The organism is Plantactinospora sp. DSM 117369 (genome assembly GCF_053764795.1).
The window spans coordinates 1203328-1227713 of sequence record NZ_CM132446.1 but is presented as its reverse complement, the minus strand read 5'-3'; the positions used below and the strand labels follow the sequence as shown (position 1 = coordinate 1227713).

General features: G+C 74.6%; 21 protein-coding genes. 11 read left to right on the top strand and 10 right to left on the bottom strand.

Features of this window, described 5'->3' with window-relative positions:
• Positions 1 to 4: 4 nt before the first annotated feature.
• From ACSMXO_RS05640 to ACSMXO_RS05625, 4 genes are all read right to left on the bottom strand, one after another.
• Positions 5 to 856, bottom strand: coding sequence for a sigma-70 family RNA polymerase sigma factor (locus ACSMXO_RS05640; protein ID WP_346261681.1), 852 nt, complete (start codon positions 854 to 856; stop codon positions 5 to 7).
• Positions 857 to 1110: 254 nt separating this feature from the next.
• Positions 1111 to 1725 (bottom strand): alpha/beta hydrolase family protein, encoded by a 615-nt coding sequence (locus tag ACSMXO_RS05635; RefSeq protein WP_455416929.1) that lies wholly within the window; start codon positions 1723 to 1725, stop codon positions 1111 to 1113.
• A 248-nt stretch (positions 1726 to 1973) separates the two neighbouring features.
• Complete coding sequence (locus ACSMXO_RS05630; RefSeq protein ID WP_346261683.1) at positions 1974 to 2378, bottom strand: WhiB family transcriptional regulator; 405 nt, start codon at positions 2376 to 2378, stop codon at positions 1974 to 1976.
• Positions 2379 to 2578: 200 nt separating this feature from the next.
• Complete coding sequence (locus tag ACSMXO_RS05625) at positions 2579 to 3301, bottom strand: SOS response-associated peptidase (protein WP_346261684.1); 723 nt, start codon at positions 3299 to 3301, stop codon at positions 2579 to 2581.
• 135 nt (positions 3302 to 3436) lie between these two features.
• On the opposite strand from ACSMXO_RS05625, the gene aroA reads away from it, so the two are divergent.
• Positions 3437 to 4747 (top strand): 3-phosphoshikimate 1-carboxyvinyltransferase, encoded by a 1311-nt coding sequence (aroA, locus tag ACSMXO_RS05620; RefSeq protein ID WP_455416928.1) that lies wholly within the window; start codon positions 3437 to 3439, stop codon positions 4745 to 4747.
• 174 nt (positions 4748 to 4921) lie between these two features.
• Positions 4922 to 5869 carry a ribosome small subunit-dependent GTPase A gene (rsgA, locus tag ACSMXO_RS05615; protein ID WP_346261686.1) on the top strand — a complete coding sequence of 316 codons (948 nt, stop codon included), beginning with the start codon at positions 4922 to 4924 and terminating at the stop codon, positions 5867 to 5869.
• Positions 5870 to 5902: 33 nt separating this feature from the next.
• Here rsgA and ACSMXO_RS05610 read toward each other — a convergent pair whose 3' ends face one another.
• On the bottom strand, positions 5903 to 6508 hold the full coding sequence (locus ACSMXO_RS05610; protein WP_455416927.1) for a DUF2087 domain-containing protein: 606 nt from the start codon (positions 6506 to 6508) through the stop codon (positions 5903 to 5905).
• 51 nt (positions 6509 to 6559) lie between these two features.
• On the opposite strand from ACSMXO_RS05610, the gene hisN reads away from it, so the two are divergent.
• Together hisN and ACSMXO_RS05600 are read left to right on the top strand one after the other, a co-directional pair.
• A complete protein-coding gene (gene hisN / locus ACSMXO_RS05605) occupies positions 6560 to 7351 on the top strand; it encodes a histidinol-phosphatase (protein ID WP_455416926.1) in 792 nt (263 codons plus the stop codon).
• Positions 7352 to 7425: 74 nt separating this feature from the next.
• On the top strand, positions 7426 to 8370 hold the full coding sequence (locus ACSMXO_RS05600; protein WP_455419179.1) for a hypothetical protein: 945 nt from the start codon (positions 7426 to 7428) through the stop codon (positions 8368 to 8370).
• A gap of 76 nt (positions 8371 to 8446) precedes the next feature.
• On the opposite strand, the gene ACSMXO_RS05595 is transcribed toward ACSMXO_RS05600, so the two are convergent.
• Positions 8447 to 9646, bottom strand: coding sequence for a glycosyltransferase (locus ACSMXO_RS05595; protein WP_346261689.1), 1200 nt, complete (start codon positions 9644 to 9646; stop codon positions 8447 to 8449).
• Between the two features lie 441 nt (positions 9647 to 10087).
• Here ACSMXO_RS05595 and ACSMXO_RS05590 point away from each other — a divergent pair, with 441 nt between their 5' ends.
• On the top strand, positions 10088 to 10654 hold the full coding sequence (locus ACSMXO_RS05590; protein ID WP_455416925.1) for a DUF5709 domain-containing protein: 567 nt from the start codon (positions 10088 to 10090) through the stop codon (positions 10652 to 10654).
• A 139-nt stretch (positions 10655 to 10793) separates the two neighbouring features.
• Here ACSMXO_RS05590 and ACSMXO_RS05585 read toward each other — a convergent pair whose 3' ends face one another.
• Positions 10794 to 11423: a response regulator transcription factor gene (locus tag ACSMXO_RS05585; protein WP_346261713.1), complete on the bottom strand. Its 630-nt coding sequence runs from the start codon at positions 11421 to 11423 to the stop codon at positions 10794 to 10796.
• A gap of 154 nt (positions 11424 to 11577) precedes the next feature.
• The gene (gene macS / locus ACSMXO_RS05580; protein ID WP_346261691.1) at positions 11578 to 12762 is read right to left on the bottom strand and encodes a MacS family sensor histidine kinase; all 1185 of its coding nucleotides are present in this window, start codon (positions 12760 to 12762) and stop codon (positions 11578 to 11580) included.
• 143 nt (positions 12763 to 12905) lie between these two features.
• Between macS and ACSMXO_RS05575 the strand changes: the two genes are divergently transcribed.
• The 3 genes from ACSMXO_RS05575 (at position 12906) to ACSMXO_RS05565 (ending at position 16036) form a co-directional block, all read left to right on the top strand.
• A complete protein-coding gene (locus ACSMXO_RS05575) occupies positions 12906 to 13367 on the top strand; it encodes an ATP-binding protein (RefSeq protein WP_346261692.1) in 462 nt (153 codons plus the stop codon).
• A gap of 174 nt (positions 13368 to 13541) precedes the next feature.
• Positions 13542 to 15068, top strand: a complete 1527-nt coding sequence (gene glpK, locus ACSMXO_RS05570) for a glycerol kinase GlpK (RefSeq protein ID WP_455416924.1) — start codon at positions 13542 to 13544, stop codon at positions 15066 to 15068.
• Positions 15065 to 16036, top strand: a complete 972-nt coding sequence (locus ACSMXO_RS05565; RefSeq protein ID WP_455416923.1) for a phosphotransferase — start codon at positions 15065 to 15067, stop codon at positions 16034 to 16036. The genes glpK and ACSMXO_RS05565 overlap by 4 nt, the downstream gene beginning before the upstream one ends.
• A gap of 112 nt (positions 16037 to 16148) precedes the next feature.
• Here ACSMXO_RS05565 and ACSMXO_RS05560 read toward each other — a convergent pair whose 3' ends face one another.
• Positions 16149 to 16751, bottom strand: a complete 603-nt coding sequence (locus ACSMXO_RS05560; RefSeq protein WP_346261695.1) for a hypothetical protein — start codon at positions 16749 to 16751, stop codon at positions 16149 to 16151.
• A 153-nt stretch (positions 16752 to 16904) separates the two neighbouring features.
• On the opposite strand from ACSMXO_RS05560, the gene ACSMXO_RS05555 reads away from it, so the two are divergent.
• From ACSMXO_RS05555 to ACSMXO_RS05545, 3 genes are all read left to right on the top strand, one after another.
• Entirely contained in the window at positions 16905 to 20705 is a 3801-nt protein-coding gene (locus ACSMXO_RS05555; protein ID WP_455416922.1) for an nSTAND1 domain-containing NTPase, read from the top strand.
• 217 nt (positions 20706 to 20922) lie between these two features.
• A complete protein-coding gene (locus tag ACSMXO_RS05550) occupies positions 20923 to 22095 on the top strand; it encodes a glycosyltransferase family 4 protein (RefSeq protein WP_455416921.1) in 1173 nt (390 codons plus the stop codon).
• A 107-nt stretch (positions 22096 to 22202) separates the two neighbouring features.
• A complete protein-coding gene (locus ACSMXO_RS05545; RefSeq protein WP_346261698.1) occupies positions 22203 to 23354 on the top strand; it encodes a glycosyltransferase in 1152 nt (383 codons plus the stop codon).
• On the opposite strand, the gene ACSMXO_RS05540 is transcribed toward ACSMXO_RS05545, so the two are convergent.
• Positions 23335 to 24165, bottom strand: coding sequence for a phosphoribosylaminoimidazolesuccinocarboxamide synthase (locus ACSMXO_RS05540; RefSeq protein WP_346261699.1), 831 nt, complete (start codon positions 24163 to 24165; stop codon positions 23335 to 23337). The genes ACSMXO_RS05545 and ACSMXO_RS05540 overlap by 20 nt on opposite strands.
• Positions 24166 to 24386 lie beyond the last annotated feature (221 nt).

The following is a 24386-nucleotide window of genomic DNA, read 5'->3' as shown; positions in this document are numbered from 1 at the left end:
TCGCTCACACCTCCCGGCCAGCGGCAGCGGACCTGGTCGACGGGGCGGACGAGAAGCCCCGCTCGGCAGCGTAGCGCTCAAGCAGCTTCCGTAGGTTCCGCCGGCCACGGTGCAGCCGGGACATCACGGTGCCGATCGGCGTCCCCATGATGTCGGCGACCTCCTTGTAGGAGAACCCCTCGACGTCGGTGAGGTAGACGGCGAGCCGGAACTCCTCCGGAAGCTGCTGCAACGCCTCTTTCACGTCGCTGTCCGGAAGCCGGTCCAGCGCCTCCGTCTCGGCCGAGCGCAGCCCGCTGGAGGTGTGCGACTCCGCCTCGGCGAGCTGCCAGTCGGTGATCTCCTCGGTAGGCGCCTGCACGGGTTGCCGCTGCCGCCGACGGTAGGAGTTGATGTAGGTGTTGGTCAGGATCCGGTAGAGCCACGCCTTGAGGTTCGTACCCTCTTCGAACTGGTGGAACGCGGCGAACGCCTTCAGGAAGGTCTCCTGGACCAGATCCTCCGCGTCGGCGGGGTTGCGGGTCATCCGCAGGCCGGCGGCGTACAACTGGTCGACGAAGGGCAGCGCGTCACGTTCGAACCGGGCCCTACGCTCGTCCGTCTTCTCCGCTGTCAACCGGCCGTCTCCCTCGCCTCGGTACCGAACCGGCGCGGTGATCTTCTTCCCCACCACCGCAGCGTTATTCGGCTGTCCCGCCGAGGATACGCGGAAAGCGCGGCCCGGCGACTCGGTTCGGGCGGTGGCGGTACCCACCCCGGGCCGGTCACCCGACGACCGGGAGGGAGGACCGTTCCGCCTCCGGTCGGGCCACCGCGCCTCGCGGTCGTGCTCCAGGCTCCGTGTCTCGGTCGACACCGGGCAAACCCCCTTGTGGCTCCACTTGCTTCCGGGAGTTGTAACCGCCGTACCGGGCGAGGCATTCCGTCCACCGCCCATCCCTGGCCCCGGCCGTGGCCAATCCGTTCGGACTACCCACGACTGGGACCAGGAAGGGCCTGGGAGGACGAAACCGGGCGCCACGTCCGATTCGCAGAATCGCAGGCGGTGTCCGGCATCAGTTGGAGCAACGATCACGCCGGCAGGACAGAAACGGCCGGTCGGCCACCGCCTCAGCCCGCCCAGCCGCGCTCGCGCAGCCAGCCGAGCACCAGCTCGGCCGTTCCCGCCGGGTCGACGCGCAGGTCGTGCCGTTCGCCCGGCCGTACCTCCACCCGGACCCCGGGCTCCGCGGCCGGTACGCCGAACGGGTCCCGATCGCCGTTCACCACCAGGGTCGGTACTCCGGTACGCAGCTCCGCCGCCCGGGACCGCTCGGGCCGGCCGGGCGGATGGAGCGGAAAGGCGAGCGCGACGACCCCGGACGCGCCGAGGATGCCGGCGGTGCGGCAGGCGACCCGGGCACCGCTGGACCGGCCGCCGACGACCAGGGTGGGTGCCGCGTGGTGGCGGCCCAGCAGCTCGGTGACGACCGCCACCCAGGCCTCGTCGAGCTGGCCGGCGGGGGCCGGTGCCCGCCGCCCGGCGACCCGGTACGGCTGGGTCACCCTGGCCACCGCGACCCCGGCCCCGACCGCCGCGTCCCGGAGCGCGACCAGGTCCGGTGCGTCCACGCTGCCGCCCGCGCCGTGCCCCAGCACCAGCAGGGTGGTCGGCTCGGGACGCGGCAGGTCGACGTCCACCCGGGCGGGGCCGCGTGGAGTGTCGATCTCGTCTCCGCACCGCACGGCGCCACTGTATGGCAACCCGGCCGGGTCGCCCGGTGCCACCACCGGTAGCCGGTCCGGTGCCACCACCGGTTAGCCGGTCCGGTGCCACCACCGGTTAGCCGGTCCGGTGCCACCACCGGTAGCCGGTCCGGTGCCACCACCGGTTAGCTGGTCCGGTGCCACCACCCGCGCCCGGTCGACGGTGTCGACCCGGTCCGGCCCGACCTGACCGGCCGGCGACCGGTGCTGCCCGGTCGGTGGCCGGGTCAGCGGCGGCTGGAGCTGAGCGGTACGAGGGTCAGCAGGCGGTCCCGGACCGGTGGCCCGGCGTCGACGACCGCGTCCGGGTCACGCTCCACCTGGTCTCGCCAGGCGACCAGCATCGCCCGGCGTTCACGCGGCGTGGTCGCTCCCCATACCCCGTGGCAGTCACCCACCTCAAGCGCCCAGGCGAGGCAGGGTCCCTGCACGTCACAGGTCCGGCACAGCGCGACGGCCGAGTCGGCCGGCTCGCTGGGTGCCGGGAAAAATGTCTCCGGGTCCACGCTCTGGCACACCCCCCGGGTACGCCAGGCATCGTCCAGGCGCCGCTCGCTGAGTGCCCGAAGCAACCTCGGGTCTCGACGCGCCGCGGCGACCTCGTGCGGGCGTGGCATCCGCGCCCGTGTCATTCACCCACCTCCCCCGTGGGACCGACGAAGATCGATGAGTGCCGCTCGCCCGGTGCGAGCCGACACCCACTGCCGGCGCTGTGTTCTATCGCACCACCACTATGCGTGACAAGGGCTCTCAGCAAAGGTGTGGAAAACTCCGGCTGACGATCCACCCCGAACAGTGGCAAATCGGTGCAGGCAAATACCCGGTTCCGGAGTCAGAACAGTGTCGATGCGACCGGCTCTTCTGGTAACGCCCGCAGCGGCGCGGCGGTGACCCGGGCGACGAGTTCCGGGCCGTCGTTCCGGACGTCTCCGACAGCCCTGCCGACCGGCCGGATCTCGATCGCGGCCAGCGTTTTCTCGTCCGGCGGTGCGAGTAGCAGGGCCGGGTCGTCGTCGCCGTCGAGCCAGTCGGACCAGCGCTGCCGGGGCAGCAGCAGCGGCATCCGGTCGTGCACCAGGGCCAGTTCGCCGAGCGCGGCCGTGGTGACCACGCTGGTGGTGAGCAGCGGGTCGCCGGCACCGTGCCAGACCGACCAGAGGCCGGCGAAGGCGAGCACCCCGCCGTCGCGCGGAGTCATGAAGTACGCCTGCTTGCCGCCATCTTGGCGGACCCACTCGTACCAGCCGTCGGCCGGGACGAGGCAGCGACGCCGGGCGAACGCGTGCGCGTACGCCCGGGTGGTGGCGACCGTCTCGGCGCGGGCATTGATCATGCGGGCGGCGCCCCGGGTGTCCTTGGCCCAGTGCGGCAGCAGGCCCCAACGGGCCACGGAGAGCAGCGAACCGCCCGAGTCGGCGCAGACGCGCACGATCGGCACCGGATCGGTCGGCGCGACGTTGTAGTCGGCCGCGAGCCGGCCACCGGTCTCGTCGAACGCCTCGAAGAGAGCGCTCAGATCGGCCGCGCTGCGGGTGGTCGCGTACCTGCCGCACATGGTGGCCACGCTAGCGCCTCCGGCGCCGGCCGTCCGTCCCGCTCAGCCCGCCTCCGGTGCCGGCCGGCCGTCCCGTCAGGCGGGAGGGGCCGAGGCTCCGATCCGGTACGCCCGCTGTCGGGGCAGAATGTACCGGTGCCGAACCTGACGGCGGTCCGCCCGCTCGAGCCCTGGACCGCGCCGACCGCGACCGACCCGGTCGCCTCGACGCTGCGGCTGCCCGGCTCCAAGTCGTTGACGGCCCGGGCGCTGGTGCTCAGCGCGGTGGCCGACGGCCCCTCCACGCTGCGTCACCCGCTGCGCGCCCGGGACACCGAGCTGATGGCCGGCGGGCTGCGTGCGATGGGCGCGCACGTCTCCACCGTGGACGACGAGCGGTGGCTGGTCCGGCCCCACCCGCTCCAGGGCCCGGCGCACGTCGACGTCGGCCTCTCCGGCACGGTCATGCGGTTCGTCCCGCCGGTCGCCGGGCTGGCCGAGGGGCCGGTCACCTTCGACGGCGACCCGCACGCGCGACTCCGCCCGCTCGGCCCGCTGGTCGAGGCGCTGCGCTCCATCGGGGTACGCATCGACACCACCGAGGGCGCCAGCCTGCCGCTGACCGTGCAGGGCGCCGGCCAGGTGCGCGGCGGCGAGGTGGTGATCGACGCCTCGGCGTCCAGCCAGTTCGTCTCCGGGCTGCTGCTCGGCGGGGCCCGGTTCACGCACGGGATCGTGGTCCGGCACGTCGGCCCGCCGGTCCCGTCCGCGCCACACCTGCGGATGACCGTGCAGATGCTCCGGGCCGCCGGTGCCGCGGTCGACGACGCCAGCCCGGACGTCTGGGCGGTGGAGCCGGGTCGGCTCTCCGGGCGCGGCTGGGACATCGAGCCGGACCTCTCCGGCGCGGTGCCGTTCTTCGCCGCCGCGCTGGTCACCGGGGGCGCGGTGACCCTGCTCGGCTGGCCGCGCAGCAGCCTGCAACCCGTCGACACGCTGCGCGAACTGCTCTCCCGGATGGGCGGCGAGGTGATCCTGGGCACCGACGGCCTCACCGTACGCGGCACCGGGGTGATCCGGGGGCTGGACGCCGACCTCTCCGACGTCAGCGAGTTCACGCCGGTGCTGGCCGCGCTCGCCGTACTGGCCGACTCGCCGTCCCGGCTGCGTGGCGTGGCACACATCCGGGGCCACGAAACCGACCGGCTGGCCGCGCTGGCCCGGGAGCTGAACGGGCTCGGTGCCGACGTCACCGACACCGCCGACGGGCTGGAGATCCGGCCCCGGCCGCTGCGCGGCGCCGCCTTCCGGACCTACGCCGACCACCGGATGGCCCACGCGGCGGCGGTGATCGGGCTCGCCGTGCCGGGTATCGAATTGGACGATGTGGCGTGTACCTCCAAGACCATGCCCGAGTTCCCGGCACTATGGTCGACGATGGTGACCGGCGGCGACGGGCGCCGGTAGCCGGGACCGATCCGTCCCCGCGCTGATCGCCGCCGCCGGAAGACGAGACGGGGAGCGGAGCTGGCGGGCAAACGGCGGGAGTACGACGAGGAGGACGTACGGGTACGACCCGGACGTTCGTCGCGCCCGCGTACCCGGACCAGGCCCCGGCACTCCGACGCGGTCGACGGCTTCGTGATCGCCGTGGACCGGGGCCGCTACACCTGCGTGGTCGGTGACGACCCGGGGGCCGGGCGCGGCGACCGGACCGACGGCGGGACGGTCACCGCGATGCGAGCCCGCGAACTGGGCCGGAAGTCGGTGGTCGTCGGCGACCGGGTCGCACTGGTCGGGGACACCTCCGGGGCGGCGGGAGCACTGGCCCGGATCGTCCGGATCGCCGAGCGGACCTCCGTGCTGCGGCGTACCGCCGACGACGACGAGACCACCGCCGAGGGGCGGCTCGAACGGGTCGTCGTGGCCAACGCCGACCAGCTCGTGATCGTCAGCTCGCTGGCCGACCCGCCGCCGCGGACCGGGTTCATCGACCGGTGCCTGGTGGCGGCGTACGACGCCGACATCGAGCCGCTGCTCTGCCTGACCAAGGCGGATCTGGCGCCGCCCGACGAGGTGCTCGGCTACTACACGGAGCTGGACCTGCGACACGTACTCGTCGGACCCGGCTCGGACCTCGACGAGCTGCGCGGGCTGCTCGCCGAGCGGATCTCGGTCATGGTCGGGCACTCCGGGGTGGGCAAGTCGACGCTGGTGAACCGGCTGGTGCCGGAGGCGGACCGGGCGGTCGGCACGGTCAGCGCGATCGGGCGGGGCCGGCACACCTCCACCAGCGCCGTCGCGCTGCGCCTACCGTCGCTGCGGGGCAACCGGCGGGTGCATCCCGGCTGGATCGTCGACACTCCGGGGATCCGCAGCTTCGGCCTGGCGCACGTCTCGGCCGAGAGCCTGCTGCACGGCTTCCCCGACCTGGTCGAGGGGACCGTGGAGTGCCCGCCGAACTGCGAGCACACCCCGGACGAGGCCGACTGCGCGCTGGACGCCTGGGTGGCGGCCGGCAACGCCGACCCGCGCCGGCTGGCGTCGTACCGCCGGCTGCTGGCCTCCCGGGCCGGCGAAATCGAGTAGTTCCGCCGACATCGAGGGGCTCCGCCGGGGCGGCTAGCCGGGCAGCCCGTCCGGGTCGCTCGCGGTCGGGCCCGGGTCGAGGTCGACCGGGCCGCCGCTGCGCCAGTAGACGCCGTCCCGGCGGGTCAGCAGCACCTCGTCGACCAGATAGCGGCGCAGCGCGGCGTAGTCGTCGTACCAGGCCCGGAGCAGGGCGTTCACCTCCCGTTCGGAGTAGCGCACGCCCGGCTCGAAGGTCGTCACCACGTGTTCCAGCAGCAGCCGGCGCTTGCCGTGTGCGGCCGGCATCTGGGAGATCCGGCCGTCCCGGAGGAAGGCCCGGAGCACCGTCGCGGTGGCCCGATCCGGGTCCAACTCCGCGTCGGGCTCACCGGAGGCGGGCGGATGCGCGCGTACCGCCTCCTTGAACGCCCCGACCAGGGCTACCGCCCGGCCGTCCACCGTCTCGACCAGGCCGCCGGACTCCAGCCGGCGCAGCGCGGCGAGCACGGTCCGGGCGGGCAGCCCAGTCCGCTCCGCCACCTCGGCCACCTCGCCCGCGCCGAGCACCACGGCGGCGAAGGCGGCCAGCCGGTCCGGCTCGGCCAGCAGGCCGATCAGCATTTCGGGGGACGCGTCGGAAATCGGTTCGGTGGCCACGGCGCGGGATGCTAACGCACCCGGCTGGATCGGATCGAGTAGGTTTCCGCCATGGCCCGGTACGCGGACGACCTGTCCCTGGCGCACATGCTCGCCGACACCGCCGACTCGATCTCGATGGCCCGGTTCCGGGCCCTGGATCTGCACGTGGAGGCGAAACCGGATCTGACGCCGGTCACCGACGCCGACACCGCCGTGGAGCGGGCCGTCCGGGCCACCCTGGCCCGCACCCGGCCCCGGGACGGCGTGCTCGGCGAGGAGTACGGCGCCTCCGCCGCGCCCGCCGGAGCCGGCCCTCGGCAGTGGGTGATCGACCCGATCGACGGCACCAAGAACTTCGTCCGAGGAGTGCCGATCTGGGCCACCCTGATCTCGCTGATGGACGGCGACGTCCCGGTCGTCGGCCTGGTCTCCGCACCGGCCCTCGGTCGCCGCTGGTGGGCGGCGACCGGCCTCGGGGCGTACGCGGGCAAGCACCAGGCGGCGGCCACCCCGATCCGGGTCTCCGGGGTGGGCCGGCTCGCCGACGCCAGCTTCTGCTACTCCTCGCTGAACGGCTGGGAGGAGACCGGCCGGCTCGACCCGATGCTCGACATCATCCGGACGGTGTGGCGGAGCCGGGCGTACGGAGACTTCTACGGCTACATGCTGGTCGCCGAGGGGGCGGTCGACGCGATGGTCGAGCCGGAGCTGTCGCTGTGGGACCTGGCCGCACTGATCCCGATCGTGACCGAGGCCGGCGGCACCTTCACCGACCTGGCCGGACGCCCCGGCCCGGGCGGCGGCAGCGCGATCGCCAGCAACGGCAAACTGCACCAGGATCTGCTCGACCGGCTCGGCTAGCCGGCCGAGCGAAGGGGCGCGGCAGCCTCTATCCTCGCCAGGTGGTGTCCACCGGTTGGTGCTTCCTCGCGGCCATGATCGCCGCGTACGGCGTGGCCAACCTGCTCCAGTCGGTGGCCGCGACCCGGACGACCCTGCACCACACCTTCGACCCCGGGCTGCTGCTGCGGCTGGTCGGGCACCGCAGCTATCTGGTCGGGCTGACCTGCCAGATGCTCGGCTTCGTCCTCGCCTTCCTGGCCCGGCGCGACCTGCCGCTCTTCCTGGTCCAGGCGAGCGTGGCGGCCGGGCTCGGCGTCACCGCCCTGCTCGGGGTGCTGGTGCTCAAGTGGCGGCTGCCGGCCGCCGAGGTTCTGCTGCTGGTACTCCTGCTGGCCGGGATCACCGCGCTGGTGCTGGCCGCGAAACCGGCGCCGTCCCGGCAGCTCGGGACCGCCGGGGTGGTCGCCCTGGTCGCCGCGCTCGGCGTGATCGGCGCGCTCGGTTTTCCCGCCGTACGCCTGCACGGCGTGCCGGGTTCGGTGGCGCTCGGCGCGCTGGCCGGGTTGGCGTTCTCGGCCGCCGCAGTCGCCGCCCGGCCGCTCGCCTCGGTGCACTCGTTCGACGCTTTCCTCCAGGATCCCCTGCTCTACCTGCTGATCGTGCACTCGATCGTCGGCCAGTTGCTGCTCGGCCTGGCGATGCAGCGCGGCTCGACCACCGCGGCGGTGGCCGCGATGGACGCCGCCGGGGCGGTACCGGCGGCGATCGTCGGCCTGCTGCTGCTCGGTGACCGGATCTGGCCGGGCCGGGAGTGGCTGGCCGGGGTCGGCTTCCTGATCACCCTGGTCGCGGTGCTCGGCCTGACCCGGTACGCCGAGCCGCAGCACCAGCACACCCTGCTGCCCGACCAGCGGGGCAGGGAACTGCCCGCGCGGTCCCCGGCCGCGCTGCCGGCCCTCCCCGCCGCACGACCGCCGAGGTCGACCGCGCCGAGCCGGGCCCGGTCCACCTCGATCGCACCGGTCCCCCGGCGCTGACCGTCGGCTCGCCGCGGGCCAGCCAGCGGCGACCCTCCGGCCCGATCGGCCGGCGGCTACGGTCCGGGCCGGTCGATCAGCTCGGCGCGGGCTGGCGGCGGCGTACCACCCGCTCGTAGAGGCGCTCCAGCGCGCCGGCCGTACGGTCCCAGGTGTAGCTGCACCGCACCCGGTCCACCGCCGCGTGCCCGTACGCGAACCGCTCCGCGTCGGCGGCGAGCAGCCGGCGCAGCGTCACGCCCAGCCCGCGTACGTCGCCGGGCGGGACGAGCCGGCCGGTGACCTCGTCGACGACGGTGTCCACGATGCCGCCCATCGAGTAGCCCACCACCGGCACCCCGCAGGCCATCGCCTCCAGCGGGATGCGGCCGGCAGAGGCGTACCGGGGAGTGCAGGCCACCACGTCGGCGGAGCGGTACCAGGCGGGCATCTGGTCGTGCGGCACCGAGCCGACCAGCCTGATCTGGTCGGCGACCCCGCTCTGCTCGGCGAGTTCCCGCAGCCGCCGGGCCTCGGCGTGGTTGCCCAGGTTGTCGGCGGGCGGGCCGCCGGCGATGACCAGCTCGACGTCCCCGACCAGCCGCAACGCCCGGATCAGATCCTCCTGCCCGTGTCCCGGCTCCAGGCCGCCGGCGGCCAGGATGCGCGGTCGTCGGTCCCGGGACACCGCCTCGCCCTCCGGGGCGAACAGTTCGGTGTCCACGCCCGCCGGCACCACCACCACGGAGGCGCGCTGCAACCCCATCCGGGTCAGCTCGTCGACCTCGTCGGTGCACTGCGCCACCGCCATGTCGACCGCCCGGGTCAGCGCCAGCTCCAGCGGAATCCGCTCGCCCGGCCCGCGGTACGCCTCGCCGAGGTGGCGGAGCTGCTCGACGCCGAGCGAGTGGAAGGTCTGCACGACCGGGATGACGGTGTCCCGGACGGCACTCGCCGCCGCCAGCCCGCCGATCCAGAAGTGCCCGTGCACCACCTCGGGTGCCCAGTCCCCGGCCCAGCGGTCGGTCAGCCAGCGGCCGAGTTCCGGCACGTGCGGCACCAGTTCGCCGGTGGCGGTACGCCGGGACGGACCCACCGGCACCCGTTCCACCCGGTACCCACCGATCTCGGTGGTCGGCGGTGCGTCGGGGTCGTCGAGCCGTTCGTACACCCGTACGTCGTGGCCGCGTCCGGTCAGCTCGGCGGCCACCCGGGCCACGTGCTGGTGCGTGCCGGCGAACTGGCCGCGACGCTCCTGCGGCGGGCCGGCGTGTGCGCAGACGAGGCCAACGCGCATGGGTCACCTCCAGCGACGGCTAGGGCGGGCTAGGGCCGTTCGATCAGAGGCTCCCATTAACCACGGCGGACCGAGCGGAAACCTGGCAAACCGGTCCGCCGACCCCACCGGCCCGGCCACCCGTCGCCGACGGCCGGCGTCGCGGGAGCCGGTCACCGACCGTGCCGTCGCCGTCCTTCCCGTTTCGTCGCCGGCTAATCCGCACCGGGCCGGCCGACCGTGAAGCGCGCGATTCCCACCGGATCAGCTCGCACCGGATCCGCCGGCCCACCCCGCCTGTCCGCACCCGCCCGCCCGGTCCGCGTCGGCCGGACGCCAGCGGTCGCCGATCCCATCCCCGCCCGCCGATCCGGGAAACGGCGCGCGGCGGCAGCGGTCGGCCGGGCGCCTGGTCCACCTTCGCCCGGTTACGGTTACCCCGGGAGCGGGTAGTGATCTGTCATGCGCGATGACGAGTTTCCGACGCCCGTGTCCGACCCGGAGGCGGAGGGCCTGCCCGGCACCGCCGACGACGACTCGACGGCCGGTGACGACGTCGCGACCGGTCGAGAGGCGGACGGCTGGGATCCCGCCGCGCTTCCGACCGACCGGCCGCTGGCGCTGGACCGGTACGGCAACACCGCCGAGGAGCAGGCCGACGGCGAGCCGCTGGACTACAAGCTCGCCCAGGAGCAACCCGAACTGCCGGTCGACGATCCGCGGGCCGGCCCGGTCGACCAGGCGATCTCCGGCGAGGCGGACAGTGACGAGGCCGCCGCCGAGGCACAGCTCGACGCGGATGTGATGGATCCCGGTCCCACCTCCGACCCGCACTCCGCGGTCTCGATCTACGACCACGGCAACCTCGGCGACGCACCGGGCGGCGGTCCGATCGGCCGGCTGGTGGAACCGGACGAGGGCGCCCGGGACGACGACGAGACCGACTCCGTCGCCTTCGACCGGGGTGCGGCGGGCGGCGGCGCGAGCGCCGAGGAGTTGGCGATCAACGAGACCCAGCCGCCGCCGTGACCCGGCCTCCCGCGCGGACCGCCGTGCCCGGCCTCGCCCCGCAGATCAGTGAACCTTTTTCAACCTCCCCATGCGGTCCGATCGGACCGCAAGGCCGGACGCGGTGCGTAAGCGCCGCGCGGTCCAGGTGGAAAAAGGTTCAGTCGTCGAGCCCCTGCTCGATGGCGTAGCGGGTGAGTTCGACCCGGTTGTGCAGTTGCAGCTTGCCGAGCGTGTTCTGCACGTGGTTCTGCACCGTGCGGTGCGACAGACCGAGCCGGTCGGCGATCCGCTTGTAGGACAACCCCTTGGCGACCAGCCGGAGCACCTCGGTCTCCCGTTCGGTCAGCCGGGGCAGGTCGTCGCCGGGTGCCGGCGCGGCGGCGATCCGCCGGTACTCCCCGAGCACCAGACCGGCCAGCCCTGGCGTGAAGACCGCGTCCCCGGCGGCGGTACGCCGGACCGCGTCCAGGAACTCCACCGGCCCGGCCGACTTGAGCAGGTAGCCGGTGGCCCCGGCCTTCACCGCGTCGAGCACGTCCTGCTGTTCGCCGCTGGCCGAGAGCATCAGCACCCGCACCCCGGGCAGTTCGGCCAGCAGGGCCCGGAGCACCTCGACGCCGGAGACGTCCGGCAGTTGCAGGTCGAGTACGACGACGTCGGGCCGGGTGGCCGGGGCGACCCGGACCGCCTGCCTCCCCTCACCGGTGGTGGCGACGACGTGGTAGCCGGCCTCGGTGAGGTCGCGGGCCACCCCTTCCCTCCACATCGGATGGTCGTCGACCACCATCACCCGGACTGCCGGCACGCCCTCGTCGGTCACACCGGCGAGCCTAGACGAGCCCGACCTGTCCACGCCGTCACGAATCCGTCCACCGCCCCGGCACCGTCCGGCCGTACGGCCACCGGTCCGTGCGCTGCTCGGGGGCCGTCCGGCCGAGTGGTCACCGGTCCGTGCGCTGCTCCGGGATCGCGCGGCCACGGGGTATCCGCAGTTCGACCTCGGTCCCCTCGCCCGGGGCGGTGCTGATCCGGACCGTACCGCCGAGGTCGGCGATCCGCCCCTCGATCGACTGGACCACGCCGAGCCGCCCCTGACCGGCTGCCTCGTCGAGCCGCCCCGGCGGGATCCCGGGCCCGTCGTCGCGGACCGAGACGGTGACCGCCGCCGGGTCGTCCTCGACCAGCACCCAGCCCCGCCCGCCGCCGTGCCGGGCCACGTTGTCCAGGGCCGCGCCCACCGCCGCCGCGATCTCGCCGGCGACTCCGGCGGGCAGCGGCACCGGCGTCGCCGGGGCGGCGATCGAAACCGTGGCCGAGGCGTACCGGCCGAGCAGCGAGCGCAGGTCGATCTCCTGCCGGTCCAGCCCGGTCGGCGCCCGGCTCGCGATCAGCGACCGCAGCGCCGCCTCCTGCTCGCCGGCGAGCCGGGCCAGCTCACCGGCCTCGCCGTCGAGGTGTGCGCCCCGGCGCTGGACCAGGGCCAGCACCTGGAGAACGGAGTCGTGGATCCCCCGGGCCAGCCGCTCCCGCTCCCGGGTCGCCGCCTCCAACTCGACGGCCTGCTGCAACCGCTCCTCCGCGACCACGGCGAGCCGGACGACGTGCCCGACGGCGATCCCGGCCAGCAGCATCAGCGCGGCGCCGGTCAGCGACGCCTGGGCGAACCGCTCCCGGGCCACCAGGTCGGTACCGCCGATCACCAGTGCCGCCACCACGCCGCGCCGCCGGCCGCCGGAGACCGCCCAGGCGAGTACCGGCCCGGCCAGCCAGGCGACGCTGGGCGGGGGTATCCCGCCGTCGTCCATGACGTCCCGGCCGACCACCAGGGGAGCGGCGACCACCACCGCCAGCACCACGGCCAGGTCGGCCAGGAGCAGTGGCCAGCGCCGCCAGACCGGATCGGCGTACGCGTAGCCGCTGAACACCGTCCAGCCGGTCATCGCCAGCAGCAGCACCGCACCCGACACCGGATGGGTGTAGTCGTTCAGGTTCCGTACCGCCAGCACCGCGACGTACGCCAGGGCGGCGAACCGGTAGACGGCGATGGACCGCCACAGCGGCGCCTGGAGACTGCCCGGCGGGTCGCGGCGGCGGCCGCCCGGCGCGTCGCTCGACGAGTCCGGCACCGACCGACCATCGCACAGCCTCCCCGGCGGGACGACCCCGCACACCCGGCCGCGCCGACCTCGGCGCTCGGATGCGCAGCTACATACCCTGACGTAGGGTGGGAAAGCCACGAAAGGACTCGACGACCAGCGGTGGGACGGCCATGAGCGACATAGATCCCCTCGCGCCCACCGCTGTCGCGTCGAGCGGATCCCCGCCACTGCTCGCCGAGACCTTCGACGGCGACCGGGTGACCGAGGTCCGACACACTGTCGCCGGCTGCGCCGAGGCAGCCGGTCTGGGCGGCGCGCGGCTGGACGACTTCGTGCTCGCCATCAACGAACTGATGACCAACGCGGTACGGCACGGCGGCGGGCGGGGCTGGCTGCGGCTGTGGCGTACCGGAGGGGTTCTCTACTGCCTCGTCTCCGACACCGGGTCCGGCATCGGGGCCGACCGGCTCGACGACCGGCGGCGACCCGTCCCGGAGATCGCCGGCGGCTGGGGGCTCTGGCTGGCCCGGCAGCTCAGCGACGAGATGCTGGTGCGCAGCGGTCCGGAGGGCACCACCGTGCGGATCAGCGCCAACCTGAGCCCCGCCGGCCCCGCACAGCCGACGGGGTGACTCCGCCTCCCGCAGCTGCGGCCAGCTCCGGCGCGGGCGATGACACGGCCGGCTGGCGCCGGCTCCGGGCGCGTGACGGCGGCTCCAGCAGCGCGTGACGGCGGCTCCAGCAGCGCGTGACGGCGGCTCCGGGGCCGGGTGACGGCGGCTCCGGCGGCGGGTACGGTGCTGCGCATGACCGGTCAGTTCGTCGCCGCGATCGATCAGGGCACCACCTCGTCCCGCTGCATCGTCTTCGACGCCGAGGGCGGCGTCGTGTCGATGGCCCAGCGGGAACACCGGCAGATCTTTCCCCGACCGGGCTGGGTCGAGCACGACGCCGAGGAGATCTGGGCCGCGGTCTGCCAGGTGGTGCCGGAGGCGCTGGCCGAGGCGGGAATCGGCGCCGACCGGCTCGCCGCGATCGGCATCACCAACCAGCGGGAGACCACGGTGGTGTGGGACCGGGCCACCGGTCGGCCGGTGCACCACGCCATCGTCTGGCAGGACACCCGCACCGCGCCGCTGCTGCGCCGGCTCGACGCCGAGTACGGCGAGCAGCGCTTCCGGGACCGCACCGGGCTGCCGCTGGCCACCTACTTCTCCGGGCCGAAGCTGCGCTGGCTGCTCGACAACGTCGACGGTCTGCGGGACCGGGCCGGCCGGGGCGAGGTGCTCTTCGGCACGATGGACAGTTGGCTGATCTGGAAGTTGACCGGGCGGCACGTCACCGACGTGACCAACGCCAGCCGGACGCTGCTGATGGACCTGCGGACCCTCGACTGGGATCCGGAGATCCTCGACGTGCTCGGCATCCCGGCCGGGATGCTGCCGGAGATCCGCTCGTCGGCGGAGGTCTACGGCACCGCCGACGGCCTCTCCGGCACCGCCGACGGCCCCTCCGGCACCGGGTCGCTGGCCGGGGTGCCGGTGGCCAGCGCGCTCGGCGACCAGCAGGCGGCGCTGTTCGGGCAGACCTGCTTCCACCCCGGCGAGGCCAAGTGCACGTACGGCACTGGGAGCTTCCTGCTGCTCAACACCGGCGAGAGCCCGGTGACCTCCCGGCACGGGCTGCTCAGCACGGTCGGCTACCGGATCGGGGACCAGCCGGCGACGTACGCCCTGGAAGGGGCGATCGCGGTCACCGGGTCGCTGGTGCAGTGGCTGCGGGACAACCTCGGGCTGATCTCCAGCGCACCGGAGATCGAGAAACTGGCCCGGACCGTGCAGGACAACGGCGGCTGCTACGTCGTACCGGCCTTCTCCGGGCTGTTCGCGCCGCACTGGCGCAGCGATGCCCGGGGCGTCATCGCCGGCCTGACCGGCTACGTCACCAAGGGCCACCTCGCCCGGGCCGTGCTGGAGGCGAGCGCCTGGCAGACCCGCGAGGTGGTCGACGCGATGAACGCCGACTCGGACGTGGCGCTGCGCCGGCTCCGGGTCGACGGCGGGATGACCGCCAACAACCTGCTGATGCAGTTCCTCGCCGACGTGCTCGACGTACCGGTGGTCCGCCCGAAGGTCAGCGAGACCACCTGCCTCGGTGCCGCGTACGCTGCCGGCCTGGCGGTCGGCTTCTGGCCGGACCTGGCGACGCTGCGGGCCCAGTGGCGACAGGACGCCGACTGGGCCCCGGCGATGGACCCGGCGCACCGGGAGCGCGAGCTGCGCAACTGGCGCAAGGCGGTGGCCCGCACCCTGGACTGGGTCGAGGACGAGTGACGGCGCGGAAGCCCAGCCGCCGTCGACAGACCGGGGACGAGATCCACACGATCGCCGATGCGCTGGGCCGCACGGTGCTGACCACCCGGCGGCTGGCCGGCGGTTTCTCCCACGAGACCTGCCTGGTCACCCTCTCCGACGGCCAGGTCGTCGTCCGGCTGGGCGGCCCGGACCCGGCCGTCGAGGCGGCGGTGATGGCGACGGCCCGTCGGCACGTCCCGGTACCCGAGGTGCTGCTCGTCGTACCGGCCGCCGCCGGGGAGCCGGACGGCCGCCCCGCGATGGTGCTCGAATACGTCTCGGGCACCCCGCTGGAGCAGGTGCTCGGCGCCGACGGGTCGACCGGACCACCGCTGGGCGACCTCGGCGCCGAGGTGGGCCGGGTGGTCGCCGGCATCGGCACGGTGCCGTACGACCGGCCGGGGTTCTTCGCCGACGGGCAGCTCACGGTACGCGGCGAACGCCCGTGGTCGGCGCAGTTGCCCGAGGTCGCGGCGAGTTGCATGGACGCGGTTCAGGCGGATCGGCTCGACCGGGCCACCCGGGATGACTGGGTGAAGCTCTGCGCGGAGCACGCCCCGGCGCTGACCCGGGTGGACGCGCACGCCCGACTGGTGCACGCCGACATCAACCCGAAGAACATCCTGGTCAGCGTCAACGGTGGAGGCTGGCGGGTGGCCGCCGTACTGGACTGGGAGTTCAGCTACGCCGGCTGCCCGTACGCCGACGCCGGCAACATGCTGCGGTTCGGCCCCGACTATCCGGCCGAGTTCGTCGACGGCTTCCGGGCCGGCTTCGCCGGTCACCAGCCGGCCGACCTGCCGCTGCCGGACGACTGGGCGTACCTGGGCCGGATCCTGGACATGTTCGCGCTCAGCGACCTGGTGACCCGCCCTGCCGGCAACCCCGTCGCCGATCAGGCCGCCGTCCAGATCCGGCGCTGGGTCGCGGCCGGGATACCGGACTGACCACCCGGTGAGCCGGGCGGCTGGGCGCACGGACGGGGCAGCTCGACAGTCGACCGACGGCGGGTGCCGCCCCTGGCAGGGACGGCACCCGATTGCGTCACGCGGCGATGGCTCAGGTGTGGCAGAGGATGCCCAGGTCGTCGACCCAGGTCCCCAGCGTCACGCCGTTGACGCCGATCAGCGAGACCCGGACCAGGATGTCCGTCGGGCCGTGGTTCCACGAGGTGGAGACGAAGGTGTACGGGGCCGCCCCGCTCAGCACCACCGTCTTCAGCGCCACGTACGTGAAGCTGTTCGGCTCGATGATCTCGAAGTTGATCTGCTGGGTGGCCAGCACCGGATTCACCCAGATGCCCGCCGTGCAGCTCGTGGTCGGCGGCAGGAAGACCCGCCGGCCGACCGAGGAGAAGCCGGCGCTGCGCATCGAGATGAAGCCGTCCTTGACCCCGTTGTGGGTCTGCAGCGAACTGATCCCGCCGGTGCCGTCACCGACATGGGTGAAGCTCCAGTTCGCCGCCTGGTTGCCCTCGAAGCCGTCCTGGACGGTGATGATCGCCGCGCTGGCCGGCGATGCCGTACCGGCGAGCAGGGCCGCGGTCAGTCCGAGCAGGACCGCGACCGCCCCGATCCGCCGGCCCGGCGCCCGGGAAACTGTCGCACCCGGCGACCGCACGAAGAGCTGGCGGAGCGGACTGCGGAAGAAGATGGATCGCATTACTGATCACCTCGTGATCTGGCTGGTGGGGCGCCTGTCGCACCCCCGTTGAGGAGATGTCTAGTCGCCGACTCGTTGTCCGGCTTCGGCCCGCCGACCCGGACAATCAACTCCGGACAGTCGACCGACGGACGACGAGGAGCGAGGACGAAAGTGCCGCGACCAGAGGGCGTACTGGGGCCGGGAACTCCCCAGGTGCGGGAGTTCGCCGCCGGGCTGCGCCTGCTGCGGGAGAAGGCCGGCCTCCCCGGTTACCGGGAACTGGCCCGCCGGGCACACTTCTCCGCGACCACCCTCTCCGAGGCGGCCGGCGGGCGGCGGTTGCCGACCCTCGCCGTCACCCTGGCGTACGTCACCGCGTGTGGCGGTGACCCGGCCGAGTGGGAGGCCCGCTGGCGCCGGATCGCCCGGGACGAGCCGCCGACCCCCAGCCCACCCCATCCCGACGACGCCCCCTACCAGGGCCTGCTGGCGTACGGGCCGGAGCGGGCGGAGTGGTTCTTCGGCCGCGAGGACGTCGTCGGCGACCTGCGGCAGCGGCTCGCCGGCCGGCGGTTCGTGGCGCTGTTCGGCGCCTCTGGCAGCGGCAAGTCCTCGGTACTCCGGGCCGGGCTGGTGCCCAGCGTGACGGCCCGCCCGGAACGGCCGCCGGTGCTGGTGCTGACCCCCGGGACGGATCCGCTCGGCGAGCTGGCGGTGCAGCTCGCCCGGCTGCTCCGGATCCCGGCCGGTGCGCTCCGCGCGGACCTCGCCGCCGACCCGGCACGGCTACACCTGACCGTCCGGCAACTGCTGGCCGACGCCCCCGCCGAGGCCGACCTGTGGCTGGTGGTCGACCAGTTCGAGGAGGTCTTCACGCTCTGCCGGGACGCCGGCGCCCGGGCCGGGTTCGTGGCCGCGCTGCTGGCCGCCGTCACCGCACCGGACAGCCGGCTGCGGGTGGTCCTCGGGGTACGCGCCGACTTCTACGGTCACTGCGCCGAGCTGCCCGAGCTGGTGGCGGCGCTCGCCGACGCCCAGGTCCTGGTCGGGCCGATGACCGCCGCCCAGGTCCGGGACGCGGTGGTACGCCCCGCCGAGCGGGCCGGGGCGATGGTCGAGGGTGCCCTGGTCTCCACCATCGTGGCCCAGGTCGCCGGCCGGGCCGGGGCGCTGCCGGTCGCCTCGCACGTCCTGCTGGAGGCGTGGCGGCGGCGCCGGGGCAGCGCGGTGACCCTGGCCGGCTACCAGGCGGCCGGCGGGATCGACGGCGCGGTGGCGCAGACCGCCGAACGGGTCTGGCAGGAGTTCGACCCCGGGCAGCGGCAGGCGGCCCGGCACGTACTGCTCCGGATGGTGGAGATCGGCACCGGGGACGAGCCGGCGGCACCGCTGGACCGGCCCGGGCTGCCGACCGCCCGCCGGGTGGACCGGGCCGAACTGGCCGAGACGGACGCGCTGACCTCGGGCGTACTGGAACGGCTGGCCGCCGCCCGACTGGTCACCCTGGACGACCGCTCGGTACGGCTGGCCCACGAGGCGCTGCTCGACGCCTGGCCCCGGCTGCACCGCTGGCTGGAGGAGGACCTCGACGGCGTACGCGTGCACCGGCAGCTCACCCAGGCCGCGGCGGGGTGGCGGTCGCTCGGCCACGACCCGGGCGGGCTCTACCGGGGGCTGGCCCTGTCCCGGGCCCAGGCATGGGCGCAGGCGCACCCGGAGAGCCTGACCAGCGCGGAACGGGACTACCTCGACGCCAGCCGGCGGGCCGAGGACCGCTGGGCGGCCGGTCGGCGGCGGCGCCGACGGCTGTTCGGGGCCGCGCTGGCGGCCGTCGTCTCGGTGGTGACCGTGCTGGCCTCGGTGGCGGTGGTGCAGGCCCGGCAGGCGCGGGGGCAGCGGGATCTCGCCGTACACCGGCAACTGGTCGCCGGGGCGCGGGCCCAGATGTCCCGCGATCCGCAACTGGCGTTCCTGCTGGCCCGGCGGGCCTTCGAGGTGCGGCCGGACGCCGAGGCCGAGACGGTGCTGCGGCAGGCGACGCTGAGCTGGCGCGGTATCGAGGGGCGGCAGGTCTTCGCCGCGCCGGTCAAGCAGGCCGCGCTGACCCCGGACGGCCGGTACGCGGTCGCCGCCGGGGAGCGGAAGTCGATCCAGCTCTGGCAGCCGGCCGCGCCCGACCGGCCCCCGGTGACGCTGGCGCACCCGGGCCCGGAGGTGCTGACCGCGCTGGCGATCAGCCCGGACGGCCGGCGGGTCGCCAGCGCCGGCGAGTCCGCCTCGGTACAGCTCTGGGACACCGCCGACCCCGACCGGGCCCCGCTGCTGCTCTCCGGTCATCACAAGCCGGTCCGCGACGTCGCGTTCAGCCCGGACGGCCGGCGGCTGGCCACCGGCGACGCGGCCGGCGTGGTCCGGATCTGGGATCTGGCCGGCCCGCCCCGAGCCCGCCCGCTGCCGGCAGCCACCGGTGCCGTGCACTCGCTGGCCTGGTCACCGGATGGGCGGCGGCTGGCCGCGGCCACCACCGACGCCCCGACTAGGATCTGGCGGACGGCCGAGCCGGGCCGGGCGCCGACCCTGCTCGCCGACTCCACCGGTACCGCCGACGGCCTGCTGTTCAGCCCGGACGGCGAGCGGATCGTCGGCGTCGACAACGCCACCACCGAGGACGGCGGCGTACTGCGGATCTGGCCGACCTCCGGCGGCCAGCCGACGGTACTGGGCCGGCTGCGCAGCGCCTTCCCCGCCGCGTTCAGCCCGGACGGGCGCCGGCTGGTCACCAAGAACGCGTACGGCGTGATCACGATCTGGGACCCGACCGGTGCCTTCGACCCGCTGCCGCTACGCGGGCACGCCGGTACGGTCTGCGCGGTCACGCTGACCCCGGACGGCCGGCTGGTCAGCGTCGGGCAGGACGGCACCGTCCGGCGCTGGGACATCGGCGGCCCGTTCGACCCGACGATCGTGCAACCGCACGACGGCCTGGTGCACGCCGCGCGGTTCAGCCCGGACGGCAGCCACCTGGCCAGCGCGGGCATCTTCGACGGTACGGTCCGGATCTGGCCGGTACCGGTCGACCGGGCCGGCCCGACCCTCGCCACCGGTGCCGCCGCCCCGGTCGTGCTGCCCGGGCATGCCGGGATGACCATGGACGTCGCGTTCGCGCCGGACGGGCGGCGGCTGGCCAGCCTCGACGCGGCCGGTACGGTCCGGCTCTGGGACTGGCCGTCCGGCCGGCAACTGGTCGCCTTCGAGGCCGGCCGGGCGACCCGGGTCGCGTTCGGGCCGGACGGCCGGCGGCTGTTGACCAGTGGCAGCGGCGGAATCCGGCTCTGGGACCGGCTCGACGGCCAACCGGTCGCCGTCGACCTCGCGCCGACCGGCTCGGGTGCGGCGTTCAGCCCGGACGGCGCCCGGGTGGCGACCGGCGCCGAGGACGGCGGCGTACGGATCCGGACCGTCACCGGAGACGAGGTCACCACCCTGCACGGCGGGGCCGATCCGGTCAGCTCGGTGTCGTTCAGCCCCGACGGCGGTTCGGTGGCCGGGCTGAGCCGGGACAGCACCATCCGGATCTGGCCGGCGACCGGCGGGGCCGCCCGGGTGGTGCTCGCCTCCGCCGGCCAGGGCGCCGCCACCACCCGGCTCGGCTACACCCCGGACGGGCGGCACCTGGCGATCCTCGGCGGCGGCGAAGAGCTGACCGGGATCCAGCTCTGGGCCGCTGGCGGGGCCACCGAGCCGGTGGCCCTGCGTACCCTCGGCCCGGGGCCGCTCGGCTTCGCGTTCGCCCCGGACGGCGAACGGGTCGCCACCGTGCACTCCGACGGCTCGGTACGGATCTGGAGCTGTGACGTCTGCGGTCCGGTCGAGAAGCTGCTCGGCACGGCGGCCGCCCGGGCCACCCGGCCGTTCACCCCGGACGAGCGGCGGACGTTCCTGCTCGACGGCGACCGGTCCGACCAGGGCTGAGGGGCCGCCCGTCGCCCACCGCCGCACCGGTCTCCAGCGCCGCACCGCTCCCCACCGCCGTGCCGGCAGCCGGCCAGCCCTGAGCCAGCGCCGGCAGCCCGGAGGGGTCGAGCTGATCCGCCGCCCGGCAGCCGGCTCCACGCTTCGTCGCTGACAGTTCGCCGGCAGGTCATGATGCCGTGACCTGGACGGTGGGGACCTGCACGACGGTGAGCGCATGCGGATCGCGATCGTCACGGAGTCCTTTCCGCCGGATGTCAACGGGGTGGCGAACTCGGTCGTACGGGTCGCCGAGCACCTGGTACGGCGTGGTCACCGGCCCCTGGTGATCGCACCGCAGCCGGCGGCCGGCGCCCGGGACGGTACCGACGCGCTGCCCTACCCGGTGGTACGGCTGCCGTCGGTGCCCATGCCCGGCTACCCGCAGTTCCGGCTCGGCCTGCCCGGGCGGGAGCTGGCGGCGGCGCTGCGCGCCCACGACGCCGAGGTGGTGCACCTGGCCAGCCCGTTCGTGCTCGGCGCCCGGGGCGTCGCGGTGGCCCGGGCGATGGGGCTGCCCTCGGTGGCTGTGTACCAGACCGACGTCGCCGCGTACGCGCGGGCGTACCGGGTACGGCTGACCGAGGCGGCGGCGTGGCGCTGGCTGCGCCGGGTGCACAACGGCGCGAACCGCACCCTGGCCCCGTCCAGCGCCACCGCGAGCGCGCTGGACGAGCACGGCATCCAGCGGATCTGGCTGTGGCAGCGCGGCGTGGACAGCGAGCGGTTCCGGCCGGAGCAGCGCAGCGCCGCGCTACGCCGTGCCCTCGCCCCCGGCGGGGAGGTGCTGGTCGGCTACGTGGGCCGGCTGGCCGTGGAGAAGCGGGTGGATCTGCTGGCCGGGGCGAGCACGCTGCCCGGGGTCCGGGTGGTGGTGGTCGGCGCCGGTCCGGCCGGGCCGGCGCTTCGCCGCGCCCTGCCACAGGCGCTCTTCGTCGGCCCTCGGCACGGCCGGCAGCTCGCCCGGATCTACGCCAGCCTCGACGTCTTCGCGCACACCGGCCCGTACGAGACGTTCGGCCAGACGGTGCAGGAGGCGATGGCCAGCGGGCTGCCCGTGGTGGCCCCGGCCGCCGGTGGGCCGCTCGACCTGGTGCGGGACGGCCGGACCGGTCACCTGGTCCGGCCGGACGATCCGGACGCGTTCACCGCCGCGATCGCCGGGCTGGTCGCCGACCCGGACCGCCGGGCGGAGTACGGCCGGGCGGGGCGCGCCGCGGTGCGCGGGCGTACCTGGGCGGCGATCGGTGACGAGCTGATCGGGCACTACACGGCGGTACTCGCCGAGGCGCCGGCGGTGGGCAGTCCCCGGCCGGGCCTGCTGGTCCGGCTGCGGCAGGCGGCCGCGTGACCGGGCCTCTGGACGGGGAAACCGGTGACCTCCGGGCAGGGCGGCGAGCGGATCGATCTCTTCGGTGTGGAACCTCGGGCCGCCGACGGACAGAGCAGGGAGACGGCGTGCGGATCGTACGGCTGGCCAACTTCATCACCGAGAGTTCGGGCGGGCTGCGTACCGCACTGCGCCAGCTCGGCGCCGGGTACGCCGCCGCCGGGCACGAACCGGTGCTGGTGACGCCCGGCCGGCGCGACACCGACGAGCAGACCGAGCAGGGCCGGGTGATCACACTGGCCAGTCCGCCCGTACCCGGGATGGGCGGCTACCGGGTGATCGTCGACCGGGTACGGCTGTCCCGGCTGCTGCGCGAGCTGCGCCCGGACCGGCTGGAGATCTCCGACCGTACGACGTTGCGCTGGACCGGCGCCTGGGCCCGCCGACACGGCGTACGCAGCATGATGGTGTCGCACGAGAGCCTCGACGGGCTGCTCCGGCTGCTCCCCGGTGGCCAGCTCCGCCGGGTGGCCGACCGGCTCAACCTGCGTACCGTCGCCGGGCACGACCAGATCGTCTGCACCACCTCGTGGGCGGCGGCGGAGTTCCGGCGGATCGGCGCCGGCAACCTCCGCCAGGTACCGCTCGGCGTCGACCTCGACCACTTCCGGCCGGACCGGTACGACCCCCGGCTGCGCGCCGGCTACGCCGAGCCGGACGAGTTGCTCCTGCTGCACTGCGGCCGGCTGTCGCCGGAGAAGCGGCCCGAGCGGTCCCTCGCCGCGCTGGCCGGGTTGCGGGACCGGGGCGTACCCGCGGTGCTGGTGGTGGTCGGCGACGGCCCGCGCCGGGAGCGGCTGCGCGCGACCGCCGCCCGGGACGACCTGCCGGTCCGGTTCCTGCGCTACGTCGCCGACCGCGACCTGCTGGCCCGGCTGCTCGCCACCGCCGACGTGGTGCTGGCGCCGGGGCCGGTGGAGACGTTCGGCCTGGCCGCCCTGGAGGCGCTGGCCAGCGGTACCCCGGTGGTGGCGAGCGCGGAGAGCGCGCTGCCGGAGGTGGTCGGCCCGGCCGGGCTGGCCGCACCGGGCGAGGGACCGGGCTACGCCGACGCCGTGCTGGAGCTGGCGGGCCGGCCGGGCCCGGAACGCCGGGCGGCGGCCCGCCGGCAGGCCGAACGCTTTCCGTGGTCGGCGGCGGTGGCAGGCTTCCTGGCCGCACACGACCTTCCGGTACGCGTCCAGCCGGCCGAGGTGCCGGCTACCAGCGGCGGCCGGTGAGCCGCTCGTACACCTCGACGTAGCGGGCCCGGGCGGCCTCGACGACCTCCGGCGGCATCTCCGGGGCCGGTCCGGTCTTGTCCCAGCCGGTGCCGACCGCCCAGTCCCGGACGAACTGCTTGCTCAGGGAGAGCTGGTCGCGGCCGGGCTGGTAGGAGGCGGCCGGCCAGAACCGGGACGAGTCGGAGGTCAGCACCTCGTCGCCGAGCACCATGGTGCCGTCCGGCGCCCAGCCGAGTTCCAGTTTGGTGTCGGCGACCAGGATGCCCCGGTCGGCGGCGAGCTCGGCGCCGCGCCGGTAGACCGCGAGGGTGACCTCGCGGAGCCGCTCGGCGGTCTCGGCGCCGACCTTGGCCACCACGTCGGCGAAGGTGATCGCCTCGTCGTGCTCGCCCTGCGGTGCCTTGGTGGTCGGGGTGAAGATCGGCTCGGGCAGGATCGACGCCTCCACCAGCCCCGGCGGCAGCGGTACGCCGCAGACGGCGCCGGTCTTGTCGTATTCCTTGATGCCGGAACCGGTCAGGTAGCCCCGCGCGATGCACTCGACCGGGATCATCTCCAGCCGGCGGACCCGGATCGCCCGCCCGGCCCACTCGGCCGGCACGTCGGTGGCCGAGATGACGTGGTTGGGCACCAGGTCGGCGAGCTGCTCGAACCACCAGAGCGACAGCGCGGTGAGCAGTTTGCCCTTGTCCGGGATCGGGGTCGGCAGCGCCACGTCGTAGACCGACACCCGGTCGGAGGCGACCAGGATCAGGTCGTCGCCGTCGGCGTAGACGTCCCTGACCTTGCCCGAATGCAGCAGTTCCACGTGCCCAAGTACATCACGGTCGCCGGGCCGGGCCGGGTGCGGCCCGAGTCGGCCCGGGTCGCCGGCCCGACCCCGACACCCGGGCCGTTCCGGGCAGCGGTTGGGACGATCTTGCCCGTACGGGCGTTGACACCCGCCGAGGTCGGCTGTGTAAATGATCCGGTTGCCGTCACAGCTGACCCGGTGTCGTCAGGAGTTGTCGTGCCTCTTCCCCTCCCCTC

Coding starts and splice junctions, on each gene's coding strand:
- ACSMXO_RS05625 (WP_346261684.1), bottom strand. CDS start 3,301: ATGTGCGGCAGGTACGCGACCACCCGCAGCGCGGCCGATCTGAGCGCT.
- hisN (WP_455416926.1), top strand. CDS start 6,560: ATGGCCCGGTACGCGGACGACCTGTCCCTGGCGCACATGCTCGCCGAC.
- ACSMXO_RS05575 (WP_346261692.1), top strand. CDS start 12,906: ATGAGCGACATAGATCCCCTCGCGCCCACCGCTGTCGCGTCGAGCGGA.
- ACSMXO_RS05630 (WP_346261683.1), bottom strand. CDS start 2,378: ATGACACGGGCGCGGATGCCACGCCCGCACGAGGTCGCCGCGGCGCGT.
- ACSMXO_RS05550 (WP_455416921.1), top strand. CDS start 20,923: ATGCGGATCGCGATCGTCACGGAGTCCTTTCCGCCGGATGTCAACGGG.
- ACSMXO_RS05595 (WP_346261689.1), bottom strand. CDS start 9,646: ATGCGCGTTGGCCTCGTCTGCGCACACGCCGGCCCGCCGCAGGAGCGT.
- glpK (WP_455416924.1), top strand. CDS start 13,542: ATGACCGGTCAGTTCGTCGCCGCGATCGATCAGGGCACCACCTCGTCC.
- ACSMXO_RS05560 (WP_346261695.1), bottom strand. CDS start 16,751: ATGCGATCCATCTTCTTCCGCAGTCCGCTCCGCCAGCTCTTCGTGCGG.
- ACSMXO_RS05585 (WP_346261713.1), bottom strand. CDS start 11,423: ATGGTGGTCGACGACCATCCGATGTGGAGGGAAGGGGTGGCCCGCGAC.
- ACSMXO_RS05600 (WP_455419179.1), top strand. CDS start 7,426: ATGATCGCCGCGTACGGCGTGGCCAACCTGCTCCAGTCGGTGGCCGCG.
- ACSMXO_RS05590 (WP_455416925.1), top strand. CDS start 10,088: ATGCGCGATGACGAGTTTCCGACGCCCGTGTCCGACCCGGAGGCGGAG.